This is a genomic window from Pukyongia salina (genome assembly GCF_002966125.1).
Lineage (GTDB): Bacteria > Bacteroidota > Bacteroidia > Flavobacteriales > Flavobacteriaceae > Pukyongia > Pukyongia salina.
In genome coordinates, this window is the sequence record NZ_CP027062.1 from 2,437,831 (window position 1) to 2,451,921 (window position 14,091).

At 42.4% G+C, this 14,091-nt stretch carries 11 protein-coding genes and 1 tRNA gene; 2 read left to right on the forward strand and 10 right to left on the reverse strand.

Features of this window, described 5'->3' with window-relative positions:
* Nucleotides 1–259: 259 nt before the first annotated feature.
* Nucleotides 260–344, reverse strand: a tRNA-Ser gene (locus C5O00_RS11075).
* A gap of 208 nt (nucleotides 345–552) precedes the next feature.
* On the opposite strand from C5O00_RS11075, the gene C5O00_RS11080 reads away from it, so the two are divergent.
* Both C5O00_RS11080 and C5O00_RS11085 read left to right on the forward strand, forming a co-directional pair.
* Nucleotides 553–1,188 (forward strand): NAD(P)H-dependent oxidoreductase, encoded by a 636-nt coding sequence (locus C5O00_RS11080; RefSeq protein ID WP_105216913.1) that lies wholly within the window; start codon nucleotides 553–555, stop codon nucleotides 1,186–1,188.
* Nucleotides 1,189–1,295: 107 nt separating this feature from the next.
* Nucleotides 1,296–2,489 carry a DegT/DnrJ/EryC1/StrS family aminotransferase gene (locus C5O00_RS11085; RefSeq protein WP_105216914.1) on the forward strand — a complete coding sequence of 398 codons (1,194 nt, stop codon included), beginning with the start codon at nucleotides 1,296–1,298 and terminating at the stop codon, nucleotides 2,487–2,489.
* On the opposite strand, the gene ribB is transcribed toward C5O00_RS11085, so the two are convergent.
* From ribB to nhaC, 9 genes are all read right to left on the reverse strand, one after another.
* Nucleotides 2,486–3,634, reverse strand: a complete 1,149-nt coding sequence (ribB, locus tag C5O00_RS11090) for a 3,4-dihydroxy-2-butanone-4-phosphate synthase (RefSeq protein WP_105216915.1) — start codon at nucleotides 3,632–3,634, stop codon at nucleotides 2,486–2,488. The two genes, C5O00_RS11085 and ribB, sit on opposite strands and share 4 nt — an antisense overlap.
* An 82-nt stretch (nucleotides 3,635–3,716) precedes the next feature.
* Entirely contained in the window at nucleotides 3,717–5,630 is a 1,914-nt protein-coding gene (locus C5O00_RS11095) for an LptF/LptG family permease (RefSeq protein ID WP_244592979.1), read from the reverse strand.
* 75 nt (nucleotides 5,631–5,705) lie between these two features.
* Complete coding sequence (gene lolA1, locus C5O00_RS11100) at nucleotides 5,706–6,347, reverse strand: outer membrane lipoprotein periplasmic chaperone LolA1 (protein ID WP_105216917.1); 642 nt, start codon at nucleotides 6,345–6,347, stop codon at nucleotides 5,706–5,708.
* Nucleotide 6,348: 1 nt separating this feature from the next.
* On the reverse strand, nucleotides 6,349–8,757 hold the full coding sequence (locus C5O00_RS11105) for an FtsK/SpoIIIE family DNA translocase (protein WP_105216918.1): 2,409 nt from the start codon (nucleotides 8,755–8,757) through the stop codon (nucleotides 6,349–6,351).
* Between the two features lie 75 nt (nucleotides 8,758–8,832).
* On the reverse strand, nucleotides 8,833–9,819 hold the full coding sequence (locus C5O00_RS11110; protein WP_105216919.1) for a hypothetical protein: 987 nt from the start codon (nucleotides 9,817–9,819) through the stop codon (nucleotides 8,833–8,835).
* A 2-nt stretch (nucleotides 9,820–9,821) separates the two neighbouring features.
* Complete coding sequence (locus C5O00_RS11115) at nucleotides 9,822–11,210, reverse strand: vWA domain-containing protein (protein WP_105216920.1); 1,389 nt, start codon at nucleotides 11,208–11,210, stop codon at nucleotides 9,822–9,824.
* Nucleotides 11,211–11,318: 108 nt separating this feature from the next.
* Nucleotides 11,319–11,678, reverse strand: a complete 360-nt coding sequence (locus tag C5O00_RS11120; protein WP_105216921.1) for a diacylglycerol kinase — start codon at nucleotides 11,676–11,678, stop codon at nucleotides 11,319–11,321.
* Nucleotide 11,679: 1 nt separating this feature from the next.
* Nucleotides 11,680–12,177 (reverse strand): thiol peroxidase, encoded by a 498-nt coding sequence (gene tpx, locus C5O00_RS11125; protein ID WP_105216922.1) that lies wholly within the window; start codon nucleotides 12,175–12,177, stop codon nucleotides 11,680–11,682.
* Nucleotides 12,178–12,465: 288 nt separating this feature from the next.
* The gene (gene nhaC / locus C5O00_RS11130) at nucleotides 12,466–13,965 is read right to left on the reverse strand and encodes a Na+/H+ antiporter NhaC (RefSeq protein WP_105216923.1); all 1,500 of its coding nucleotides are present in this window, start codon (nucleotides 13,963–13,965) and stop codon (nucleotides 12,466–12,468) included.
* Nucleotides 13,966–14,091 lie beyond the last annotated feature (126 nt).

Below are 14,091 nucleotides of genomic sequence, written 5' to 3' on the forward strand. Positions count from 1 at the left end.
TTATTCACTTATGAAAGCCTGCGCCTTTCACCGTTCCAAAAAAACAAAAGCCCAATTTCTTTTCAGAAATTGAGCTTTGCTCTAAGCGGAGAAAGAGGGATTACATATCCCTGGTCCTCCACACCTTACAATAAAGCTCCCTGCTGCTTACGCAGCATTAATGCTTTTGCTTTTTCTTCACTTATGAAAGCCTACGCCTTTCACCGTTCCAAAAAAACAAAAGCCCAATTTCTTTTCAGAAATTGAGCTTTGCTCTAAGCGGAGAAAGAGGGATTCGAACCCCCGGAGGTGTGACCCTCAACAGTTTTCAAGACTGCCGCATTCGACCACTCTGCCATTTCTCCAATGCGGTTGCAAATATACTATGCTTTTTTATTCTGAAAAAACTATTTTGAAAGATTTACACTAATCGATCTTCTCCCTTATCTTTTTATATTCCGCAGATTCTACGCCTAAGAATAACCTTTACTTTTTGCGATATAGTTATTTGTAATTACACCTTTTCATTTAATCGGGATATGAAACGTACTTTTGTACTATATCCTAGAGATCATGAATTCAGAAATTATATCTAAACTTCGATGGCGATACGCAACTAAGAAATTCGATCCCAATAAAATTCTTTCCGAAGCAAAATTGGAAATTCTAAAAGAGGCATTTAATCTCACTGCTACATCCTACGGACTCCAGCCGCTTCGATTATTAGTCCTCACAGATCCTACCATAAAGGAGCAACTTGTACCCATTAGTATGGATCAACTACAGGTAAAGGACGCTTCTCATGTTCTCATTATTTGTACAGAACAAACCGTGACTTCAAAATATATAGAAGCACATTTTAGTAGGGTAGAGGAAATACGCAATACACCGAGAAAGATTCTTGATCCCTTCGAAGACTTTCTTGTTGCTTCTTTTTCTGAAATGAAACCCGAGGAGATCGACCTATGGATGACCAAACAAGCCTACCTCGCCATGGGTAATTTACTTACCGTTTGCGCTCTGGAAGGTATCGACGCCTGTCCTATGGAAGGTTTCGAACCGGAAAAGTATGACGAACTTCTGGAATTACACAAACTAGGCCTTCGCTCTGTGCTGGTCTTGCCTGTAGGTTATCGTGCTGAGGATGATATGTTCGCCGATTTTAAAAAGGTGAGACGTGGGGTAAAAGATGTAGTGATCGAACTTTAGTCTATATATCGTTACCTATTTTATCAAATAGTACATCTCTATCAAATATTTGTACGCAACCCTTATCTTTGCCGCTTATCTATTAAGTGACCTAATTTTTTAGCAATATGCCCGGATTTGAAGTTTTTGGCGCCGAAGAGCGTAAACAAGTGAACGACGTATTAGAAACCGGTATCCTCATGCGATACGGATTCGACGGAATGCGAAACAATCATTGGAAAGCTAAGGAATTTGAGGCGGCATTTGCCAAACGTATGCAGGTAAATCATTGTCAGCTTGTCTCCAGCGGCACAGCAGCACTCACAGTAGCCCTGGCCTCGGCCGGAATAGGGGCAGGGGATGAGGTGATCATGCCTACATTCACCTTTGTGGCAAGTTTCGAATCCATCATGATGTTGGGCGCCGTTCCTGTCCTGGTGGATATAGACGACACCCTAACCCTGGATCCCGTGGCAGTCGAGGCTGCCATAACTCCTCGAACTCGTTGTATCATGCCTGTTCATATGTGTGGATCCATGGCAGATCTTAAAGCCCTGAAATCTATTTGCGATAAATACAATCTTATCTTGTTGGAAGATGCCTGTCAGGCATTAGGTGGTACATACGACGGGAAACCTCTCGGTAGCTATGGCGACCTGGGATGCTTTTCTTTCGATTTCGTTAAGACCATTACCTGCGGTGAAGGAGGAGCGGTAATTAGTAATTTTGAACAGTATATGATCCACGCAGACCAGTACCAGGATCACGGCCATGATCATGTTGGTAACGATAGGGGAGCCGAAACTCATCCCACCTTGGGCTATAATTTCAGAATTTCCGAACTCAATGCAGCCGTGGGTATCGCTCAGCTAGCGAAGATGGATACTATTCTAGATATTCAGAAGACAAATTACACCCTAATGCGTAATGCTATAGCCGGAATTCCGGGTGTAAGCTTTAGGCGAGTTCCCGAAACCGGGGTAGAAAATTATTCTTTTCTGAATTTCTTTATGCCTTCGGAAGAAAAAGCCAAAAAAGCTCATGCTGCATTGCTTGAGGCAGGCGTAGATGGCAGCTTCTACTGGTATACCAATAATTGGCATTATATAAACGGATGGGAGCATCTGCGTAACCTGAAGTCTCTAGGCAGATTACCTTCAGAAATAAAAACTCAGATGCAGGATCTTAATAACACCGATTTCTCTAAAAGCGATCACTGGATGGGCAGAACCATTTCCTGCCTGGTAAAAGTTGGCTGGACCGAGGAAGAAGTGAAACAACGTGCTGCTAATATGAAGGCAGCACTGGAGCAGGTGATCTAATACGCCACGTAATCTACAATCTCCAGGCCATATCCTATCATTCCTACTCGTTTTGATTGCTGACTATTAGAGATGAGCCTTATTTTATGAATACCCAGGTCGTGAAGGATCTGTGCCCCTATACCAAAATCTTTGCTATCCATCTCTATTCTTGGCGCTTTGGCGATCTCGTTGTCAACTTGAGCTTCACGTAGCTGCGCTAAACGTTTTAAAAGGTTTAACGACTGGGACTGCTGATTGATAAAAACAATGGCTCCTTTTCCTTCATCATTAACCACCTTGAACATATCGTCCAGTTTCTTATCTGCATTATTGGTTAGCGTACCCAATATGTCATTATTAACCAGCGTAGAATTAACTCGTACTAAAACGGGTTCATTTTCCTGCCATTCTCCTTTTGTCAGGGCGATGTGGATTTGATTATTGGTAGTTTGCTGATAAGCTCTTAGCCTGTATTTGCCGAAGTTGGTATTGATCTCAAAATCTTCTTTTTTGTCGATCAGGGAATCGTGCTCCATCCTGTAGGCTACAAGATCTTCTATAGAAACCAATTTAAGGTCGAATTTCTTCGCTACTTCTACCAGTTGTGGCAATCGTGCCATTGTTCCGTCTTCATTAAGGATCTCCACCAATATTCCAGCTGGTTTTAATCCCGCCAGTCTCGCGAAATCTATAGCCGCTTCTGTGTGCCCTGTTCTTCTCAATACACCTCCTTCTTTGGCGCGAAGTGGGAATATATGTCCTGGCCTACCAAGGTCACTGGGTTTTGTATCTTCATCAACCAGGGCTTTCATGGTCTTGGCCCGGTCATGAACCGAGATACCTGTTGTACAGCCATGTCCTATAAGATCTACCGATACAGTAAATTGAGTATGATGTAATACAGTATTGTTCTCAACCATCATGGTAAGATCCAGCTCCTTACAGCGTTCTTCGGTAAGAGGTGCGCAGATAAGTCCGCGCCCATGTCTGGCCATGAAATTGATCATCTCCGGAGTTACCATTTCGGCAGCGGCGATAAAATCTCCTTCATTTTCTCGATTCTCATCGTCTACCACAATGATGATCTTTCCATCTCGTATATCCTCTATGGCTTCTTCAATGGTGTTTAGTTTTATGGTGCTGGTCTTTTCCGTAGTGATCATGTTTTATTTATTAACGGTACAAAGATACTGAAAGGCTAAGAAATAAAACCAGCCCACAGTATTAGTCTTCCCTATATCACTATTAACGAATATTTTTCAAGCTTCGTTGTATGTGTCTCTTATAGTAGAAATACAAAAAGATATATAGCGGGAATCCCACTAAGATTACTGCCGAATTAATCGTTTGGTCTTTGGTGATCCTACTTAGGTTATTCACGGTATTATGGGTCTTGAATAGGAAGACATAGAAAAGCACGATATTAATCAGCCCGATCACCGAAAGTATAACAGTTATGGTTTCATCTTTAGTCTCCATTGCCGTGGTGACAATTGGTATTACCAAATAAAGCGCAAAACAAATAAAGGTATATACAGATAGTTTCCTGAATCGGCTAACCAGTTTTTCCGCTTCGATAAGGTCTTTATTATACAAATCTCCCGAAACGTGTAAATGCTCTTGGGTAAACCCGTGCTCGGCTAGTTTTCGCAAGGCAGCGATCCTGAAATCACTTGTATAGCCATATTGCTTAGAGTTCTTTACAGCGTCTTTAAGCTGGGCTACCGTTAGGCCTTCCAAGGATTCTTCTTCCTCTTTGGTTATCGCGATCTCTTTATTGAGGTTCTCGTACACAACTTCCACTTCGGCGGCTGGCGATTTTCTAAATCGATGAAGAAAGGAATCGATATCGAAGATGCCTTGATCTGTCGTCGCCCTGTAAGTAAGCCATACCCCAAGGGGGAGCATGATAGCTGTACTAATCCAGGATGCGATAAAAGGATGCATTGTCCCGTCTTCTGCACTGTTCTTCGCAAATATCCCGATGAAATGATAGGTTAGGAAGAGCAATACTGCCACCACCATGGGAAGTCCCATTCCACCTTTACGGATTATAGCACCCAGGGGAGCACCTACAAAGAAGAGTATGATGCAGGCAATTGCGAGTACGTATTTCTCATGAAGAGCGATCTCGTGTTTATTGAGCTGCTTGGTCTTAATTTGGAATTCGATCTTTTTAGAGTTTATCGACTGGATGGTCCCTCTTACGTTGTTAAGAGCCATGTTCAAAATGTTCAACTGAATGGGCACCTGGTAAACCTCCAGAACCTGGCCTATGGTATCTGTGCCTTCCACATCCTGTACTTTTGGATCCTTGAACTTTGAAAGTCCGCTACGGTAGTACATATTATCTGCAAAGGTTTTAATGTCGTTGGTATAACCAATAGAGAGAGAGTCGATCTCCACGAACAGCTCGGACATCTTGTACATATTGTGGTTGCTTACGTCGTTCTCTTTGTCTACATCTGTATCATTGAATTCGGTTAGGTCGATATTGATCACATATTGCTCAAAATAACTTTTTACAAAGGGCTCCTTTTGTTGTTTTTCGGGATCTTTGGTCTGAACTTCATCAAAATAATAGCCTTCATTTAATATCAACGATAGGGTGTTGCTACCCTTGGCACTGGCCAACTCGCCATTATCTGCGATAATTACGGTATAGTTTCCATTTGGCCTTGAAGGGTTTTTCTTGTGGATCACTATATTCTTTAAGTACTGGTCGCGATCCCCGCTTTTCTCGGCTACTTTGATATTAAAATCGTCTCCAATCTGGCTAAACTGTCCTTCGGCTATTACCATGGACGGACTAACCTGGGCGATGTTTCTTCTAAGGTTCTGCCACTTATATTCAGAATAAGGGATCACATTATTGGCAAACAGGAAGGCTGTTCCGGCAAGGATGAGTATAAAGATCGTGAGGCTTCGCATGGCGCGCTGCAAAGAGATCCCTGTAGATTTCATTGCCGCGAATTCATACTTTTCAGAAAAATTCCCAAAAACCATTAGGGAAGTGACCAGGATCGTTAGTGGCAATACCAGCGGAATAAGACGTGGAGAAACGTACCACAGGAATTTCAATACCACCCAGACATCAAGGTCTTTCCCGGCTAATTCGGAGATATATAACCAGATGGTCTGCAGTACAAAAATGAACATTAAAATAATGAAGACGCTAAAAAACGTCTTCAGGAATGAGATCAATATGTAACGATCCAGTATTTTCAATGGTTGTTAATCCAGCTTATTGATATAATATCCGTCCCTTTTGTACTTAGCTTCATCAAAGGTAAAAAGAGTTTTGGACAACGGTTGGTTGGTTTTAAAAGAATTAACCGTAATAGTGTATTTGGTTCCTTTGTTATCCGTCTGAATCAATTTGTAAATATGCTTGGTCTGCACATCGATCCCCAGTAAAATATCTTTGATCTCCGCTCTCGTATCGATTGGGATGAGCTTTACATACTGAATCTTTCTGCCTTTTACATTCTGGGTAATATCCATCTTGTAGGTGTATCCCTTTTCGTAAAAGGTCAACATCTTAGAGGGGGTGATCTCCTTATCTTCGGCAGCATCGTAAGCCGAAATAGTTACCTCTTCATCTTCCGGAACAATAGTATAGATCGTTTTTCCGTCGAACATACGGGTAATACCCAGCATGTTCAATACATACTTATTTCCCTGTAAGGTTACATCGCCACGGGTATCCTGGTTTACATTTTCCTTGGCGTTGTTAAGGTTGTACTTAAAATCGATCTGAATATTTTCATAGCTTTTCACCTTTGCCGAAACTTCACCCAGCAGGCTTTTTGGATTCTGTGCCAGGGTGGATGACAAGCTGATCAGGGCTACTAATAATAAGGCTAACTTTTTCATGTTATAGGTTATTGCTTTCGTTTTCCAATAATTGGTTCAATGCATCTATTGTTGGTACCAGAACTTGTCTGGCCTTACTTCCTTCGAACGGGCCAACAATTCCCGCCGCTTCGAGTTGATCGATTATACGCCCGGCACGGTTGTATCCTAACTTCAGTTTTCGTTGTAGTAAGGAAGCCGATCCTTGCTGGGCTATCACAAGCACCTCTGCTGCTTCACGGAACAACTGGTCCCGTTCGTCCACACTAATATCAAGATTTGTGCCACCTTCTTCACCTTCGTATTCGGGCAGCATATGCGCACTGGCATAGGCTTTTTGCGAACCTATATAATCTACTATATCTGCTACTTCAGGAGTATCCACAAACGCACACTGAAGTCGGGTGAGATCGTTGCCCTGGGTATACAACATATCACCACGACCAATTAACTGGTCGGCACCGGCACTGTCCAGGATTGTACGTGAATCAATCTTGCTGGTTACACGAAACGCTATACGCGCGGGGAAGTTTGCTTTTATGATTCCCGTGATCACATTAACCGAGGGTCGCTGGGTGGCGATGATGAGATGAATACCAATCGCTCTGGCAAGTTGAGCCAACCTGGCAATAGGGGTTTCAACCTCCTTACCGGCTGTCATGATGAGGTCTGCAAATTCGTCGATCACCAGCACAATGTACGGCAGGAACCTGTGGCCGTCGTTAGGATTGAGTTTTCGATTTTTGAACTTGGTATTGTATTCTTTGATGTTTCGGCATAATGCGTCTTTCAGCAGATCGTAGCGCTCATCCATCTCGATACACAGTGAATTTAGCGTGTTGATCACCTTATTTGTGTCGGTAATAATAGCTTCTTCCGTATTAGGTAATTTCGCCAGGTAGTGACGCTCAATTTTGTTGAACAGCGTAAGTTCCACCTTTTTGGGATCCACCAGCACAAATTTCACTTCAGCAGGATGTTTTTTATAGAGTAGGGAGGTAAGGATGGCGTTAAGCCCAACCGATTTCCCCTGGCCTGTAGCCCCGGCCATAAGCAGGTGAGGCATTTTTGCCAGATCTACTACAAAGGTTTCATTGCTAATGGTCTTCCCGAGGGACAAAGGTAATTCCATTTCGGCATTCTGAAATTTAGGAGATGCAATAACCGATCGCATGCTCACTATACGGGGTTTTTTATTGGGAACCTCGATCCCAATGGTCCCACGGCCCGGAATTGGCGCAATGATCCGTATTCCCAGGGCTGATAGCGAAAGGGCTATATCGTCCTCAAGATTCTTGATCTTGGAGATCCTAATACCGGCTTCGGGAACGATCTCGTAAAGTGTAACTGTAGGTCCAACCGTCGCTTTTATATTGGAGATCCCTATTTTGTAGTTGTTCAGGGTGTTTACGATCCGGTTCTTATTCTCTTCCAGTTCCTCCTGGTTAATAGTAATTCCTTTTCCCCCGGTATAGTCCTTCAACAGGTCTATGGTTGGAAATTTATAATTGCTTAGCTCGAGCGTGGGATCGAATTCTCCAAAATCCTCCACAAGTTTTTTGCTGATGTTTTCTTCTACCGTTTCTTCTTCAGCCACTTTTTCAATTTCCATGGCCACTTCAGAGTCTGTCGAGTCTTTTATTTCATTCTGAATCACAGTCTTTAAGAAAGGTTCCTCGAGATTGTCTTCGTCTACTATGGTTTCAAGGTCTATGGAACCGGTATCATCGATATTTACCACCTCTTCGATCACCTGTTTCTCGTAATCGGTTTGTTGGGCAAGATTTTCTGAATTTTCTTCTGAAGCGGGATCGGTATTAAAATCGTCTACGATATCCTTTTTTGTTTTTTTGATAGCATCTCCAACTTTTTCGGGAGTCATCTTCAACCGAATGACCAGATAAACGATAGCCAGAAAGGTCATTAGAAGAATGGCGCCTATAAGCCCCAGGTAATCCTGGAGAAAGTCGTTAATCTCATAACCCATCACTCCACTAAACAGGTTCCTGGTACCGGCAAAAAATCCGAAGAAAACGGAGATCCACAGCATAACCAGCAGTCCCCAGAACCAAAAACGGAGGAGTTGTTTTTTGGCATAGTCGAAAAAATAATAGATGCCGGTAAGGGTGACCAAAAAAGCAAAGATAAAGGCAGCGATGCCAAAACCGTCATACACAAAAAAATGAGCAACGTTATTCCCAAATTTATTCAGCCAGTTCTCGGCCTGCAGTTCGCGTTCTTCGATTATTCCTACAATACTTTGGTCTGTTTGCCAGGAGAAGAAATACGAAACAAAGGAAAAAATAAGTGCTAATCCCACGAAGAACAAAAAGCTTCCCAACAGTATCTTTTGCTGCTTGGAGAGCGCAAATGAAATTTTTTTACGAGGGGTTTTCTTCTTTTTGGATGTGGAAGTTTTTTTCTTCGCCATGCAGCTTAGGGTTGTCGTTCAGCAAATATACAACGTCCCAAACTAATTAAAATTTTTTATTTTAAAAGAATACGACTAGCTAAGCAAATTATACATGACCAGCATTTTATCGTCTTTTTTCCATTGGATCCAACCTTTACCTACCTTTTCGTAATTGTCGTTTATAAGAAGTACTTCCATCCATTGGGATTTAATTCTCAATGGCTTCATAAACGAATACGGTGTGTTTACCTCTCCCGACGCTTCGAAATCCCTGCTTCGTACTTTTCCACCCTTATCGGGTATAAATTCCACCGAATGAACCCTTAATAGAAAATCCGGCCATAAGACCACATTTCCGGCCCGTTTTGCCACCCAGGAAGTTTGGCCGTTTTGGGTGTTTACCAATACTTCAACAAATTCTTCTGTCACACTTACGATCCTGAAATAAAGCATGTCGTAATCTAGCTTCAGATGATCGGGGACCAGCCAGGGTGGGGCGGTGGCGATCTCGTACTGGTTATATTTGTTGCGTTTAAAGGTAATGCTGTCATAGGGTGTATGATCCATAAGTGACTTCTCCAGGTTCAGGTTACCATAAAAATACAAGCTGGGATTTTCATAATAGTTTGGAGTAAAAAATCCCATCCCGGAAACTTCACTAAGGGATTCACCTTCTACTTGTATTGTTCGTTTCTTTCCAGGAAATCGCAACATAGCCGAAGGCGCTACTTTCGTAGGCGTTTTAGAACGTTGTTCTATTTCTTTATTTTTCTCTTCACGAAGTTTATCCCGTTGTCGGAATTCGTAGAATTTTATACTCCAGGTAGTAAGTAAAAGAACGAGCAGCACCCAGTTAATTATCTTAATGATCTTAACGTTGAGGTAATATGCAATAAAGAAGGAAGCCACGAAGGCGATCCCGCCAAAGAGTACACCATATCCAAGAACGATGGCACCTCCGGCCAGCCCTTGGTTCTTTCCGGCATCGATGGCACCGGCAAAGAACAATCCTAAAACAAAGAAGCTTAGCAACATTAAGATATAAAACCCTATACAGGCCGGTTTCAATAGTTTCTTCATGATTAAAAGTTCAAAGTCTTGGTTACTGTTTCTCCTTGTTTCACTTCCACGGTAATAGTCTGGGTAGCTCTGTCCTTATTCGCCCCGAGTGGCGTTACTTTTAATTCATACGTCCCGGGATTGATTTTAAATTCGTTCCCTTTGGTATAACTCCGGCTACCAGCAACATTTGTCCCAGTTTTCACTTCCGAAACTTTAACCACACAATCTATTATCTCACCGCCAAGTTTTGGATACACCTGCAACACCCCAGTCTTAAATGTGTGATCTACCTCTGTAACTGTACCGGCTTCCACAGTGTATTGTTTGGTCTCGGTAAAGGTTTCAAGACCCTTGATAACCAATGCCTGGAAACTTAGTGTATAAACTCCCGGGTTAACTTCCATTTCTTTGGTGACACCGTAGGTTCTCGTACTGGCAACTACTTTACCATCTGTATCCATAACTTTTACCATACAATCCCAGCCTTCCTCATTATTATAGCCTGTAACCTTTAGTTTCCCACCATCGAAGCTAATCTCTTTCACCGTCATTTCCTCTTCCACATTTTCAACATTTTTTACCTTGATACTGGTTACGTCACTTCCTAAGGGTTTAGCCACCAGATCGAAAGTGCCTGATGGTAAGTACATATACCGTGTTTCACCATAGGTTCTAAGGGTACCCATTTCTTCTTCGGTTCCGGCTTTGAAAGCTTTTACATAGGCATCGATAGGGGCTCCGTTCTTTATCGCGTACACCCCAAAATTCCCTTTGGGCTTATCTACATTCTGCTCTACGGCTTCATCGAGTACATCACCCAATCCGCCGGCGTCGGCAGCATCATAATAGTTTCCATCCCCTGCGGTAGCAGCACATTTCAGTTGTTCGGTTTCTCCTTTTTTAAGTCCGAAACCTATAATATGTAATTTAAAATCGATGCCTTCAGCCTTGGCTGCCTTTACAACATCGCAAATATTTCCGTTACAGGATTCTATTCCATCGGTGATGAGGATGATCGTGGCTTTTTCTTTAGACGCTCGCAGGGTATTGATCACCAAAGTAGCCGAATAGGCCAGAGGCGTTTTGCCTAATGGTTTAATAGCCTTTATAGCCGTAGACACTTCCGAAGCTGAACCATTAGAAACATCCACAAGGAACTCCACATCCTTACAATCTCCCTTCTTTCGATGTCCGTAGGCCACCAAACCCACATTCTGGTTTGATGGGAGTTCGGTTAGTGATGTTGAAAGTACGCTGGAGGCTATTTCCATTTTAGTTTTACCGTCCATTTGGCCCCACATAGAGCCGCTGGCATCGTAAATAAAAATAATGGGCGATGGTTCTGTTGTTTGTGAATAATGAAGTTGAACCACGAACAACAGGCTCAACAAGAGGGCTAATTTTTTCATAATGTGAGTATTGGTTAGGAGGAGTCCTTATAAAATTAGGTAAAATGTTTAATAAGGAATAAACTTACAACCAGGAATTTAGGAAATCAATCGCCCGTTTGGGTGATTTTAGAACTTCGGAATATATATTAGGCAAGCAATTATGATGGCCGCTATGGCCGAAAAGAATACCGCACCTGCCGCCACATCTTTTATATACCCTATCTTATTGTGAAAATCGGGATGAACAAAATTCGCGATCTCTTCTGCGGCCGTATTAAGGCCTTCAATGCTCATCACCAACCCAATTGCCAAGGTTTGTGCGATCCATTCGGTGGTGGAAATGTTGTAATAGAATCCCGCAATGGTAATTCCTATTGCGACGACCAGTTGAACCTGAATACTAGCTTCATTTTTAAGCAGCATCCAGGCTCCTTTAGTCGCATATTTAAAGCCTAGCAGGCGTTTGCCAAGATAGGTGTTCCACATGTTAAAGTGCGTTTAACGCGGCTTCATAATCGGGTTCCTGTCCAATTTCAGGTACTTGCTCGGTATAGATCACCTTTCCGGTATCGTCCAGTACTACTACGGCTCGTGAAAGGAGACCGTCGAATGCACTACCTACGGCTGTAACACCGTAATCCACCCCAAACTGCCCTGTTTTAAAATCGGATAACATCACTACATTTTCTAGTCCTTCTGCCGCGCAGAACTGTTGTTGAGCGAAGGGAAGATCTTTGGAGATACATAACACCGTGGTGTTGTCTGCTTTGGTTGCTTCAGTATTGAACCTGCGCACCGAGGCTGAACAAACTCCAGTATTTACACTTGGAAAGATATTGAGGATAAGTTTTCGACCCGTAAAATCGTTCATGGTCTTCTCACTCATATCGATTGCTACTAATTTAAAATCCGGTGCCTGACTTCCAACCGCGGGAAGATCACCAATGGTTTCTGCGGGATTACCGCCTAAAGTTATTTTTGCCATAGTTGTTTTTTGAAATGTAAAAATAAGCATTCGCCAACTAATTTTCGACGGTTGAGAATATTTGTCGCTTAATATCCCTCAACACTATAATGTATGAAGTGATAGTTATTTTGTCCCTGTAAACCCGCCAATGATAACAGTAGAATAAGTATGAGAACCCCGTTTCTCAATATGCCCCAGAATTTAATTCATATAAAACTACAAAAATTGAGTTTAGATAATTCTGTAGTCAGGATTTTAAACGCGTAACAACTCGATTTATGAAATCGGGCTTCCCGAAATTCTAAATTATGCGGAAACTACTTTGGAAGTGGTAAGTTGCCTGATCTTTATCTTGAACGCAGCAAAGAGCAACGTCATAAACGGACTCAACCAATTGAATATAGCATAACCAAAGTAATCTAAGACCGGTACTCCTAAAACGCCACTCTGGTATGCACCACAGGTATTCCAGGGGACGAGTACCGAGGTCACAGTACCACTATCTTCCAGGGTCCGTGAAAGGTTTTCGGGTGCCAGGCCTTTATCTTTAAATGCCTTGCTGTACATCTTTCCCGGAACCACAATGGCCAGATATTGATCTGAAGCCGTGAGGTTTAATGCGAGGCAACTAAACACTGTACTGGCGAACAAGCCGAAAGTGGTGTGAAATAACGACAACAACCCCCTGCTAATTCGTGCAAGAGCACCAATTGCATCCATAACCCCACCAAATACCATCGCACAAATAATTAACCAGATAGTACTTAGCATGCCGCTCATTCCACCAGCCGAAAAAAGATCGTTTAGCGCAGCATTATCTGTACTTACCGAAGTCTCAACGGTGATGGCATTTAAGATGCCTTTGTATGCATTTGTGAAATTCATTGAAGTTCCTCCACCAATATTTGCAACAATATCTGGTTGAAAAACAAGGGCAGCGATAGCACCAAAAAGTGTTCCTGCCAGGAGAGCGATCAGCGGCGGTGTTTTTTTAATGATCATTATTATTACCAGCGCAGGAACTAAAAAGAGCCATGGATTTATATTGAACGATGCATCTATAGAACTTAGAATTGAAGCCGTGTCTGCCGCTCCTTTTGGGTCCAGACCAAAACCTATGAAAATAAAGATGATTAAAGTAATAACGATTGTAGGCACTGTTGTATACGTCATATATTTAATATGCGTGAATAGGTCGGTGCCGGCCATAGCAGGTGCAAGATTTGTGGTGTCGCTTAAAGGTGACATCTTATCACCAAAATACGCTCCCGAAAGGACGGCTCCGGCAGTCATTCCCAGTGATATACCCAGGGCTTCGGCTATTCCTATCAGGGCTATACCTACAGTAGCCGACGTGGTCCAGCTGCTCCCGGTTGCGATCGATATAACAGCACAGATGATCACGCAGGAAGCTAGAAATATGGTTGGATTGAGGATTTGTAAACCATAGTAGATCATAGTTGGGATTACCCCGCTTATTAACCAGGTACCGGCCAGGGCGCCTACCATTAGGAGAATGAGTAAGGCACCCGTAGTAGATTTTACATTTTCGGCAACTTCCTCTACCATTCTCTTATAACTCACTTTATTAAAAGTTCCTACGATCGCCGCAACAGCACCTCCTAATAAAAGAATAAATTGGTTACTACCACTAAGTGCATCATCACCAAAAACATAGACATTGTAAAACAACATTCCAACCAGAGCTATTACCGGAATTAGTGCCTCCCAGATGTTTAGTTCTATATTCTCAACAATTTTCTGGTCCTGTATTTTAAATTCTGAAATATTTTCTTCGTCTTTCATTTAAGTACTGTTTTCGACTTGTAATGTTACGATTTTGTCCTTGCATAGGCAAATACGACAAAAAGGGTCTTTTACCCGACGAAAAGAAGGGTTTTCCCTTTGTGGTTTAAATCCATATCGTTTATC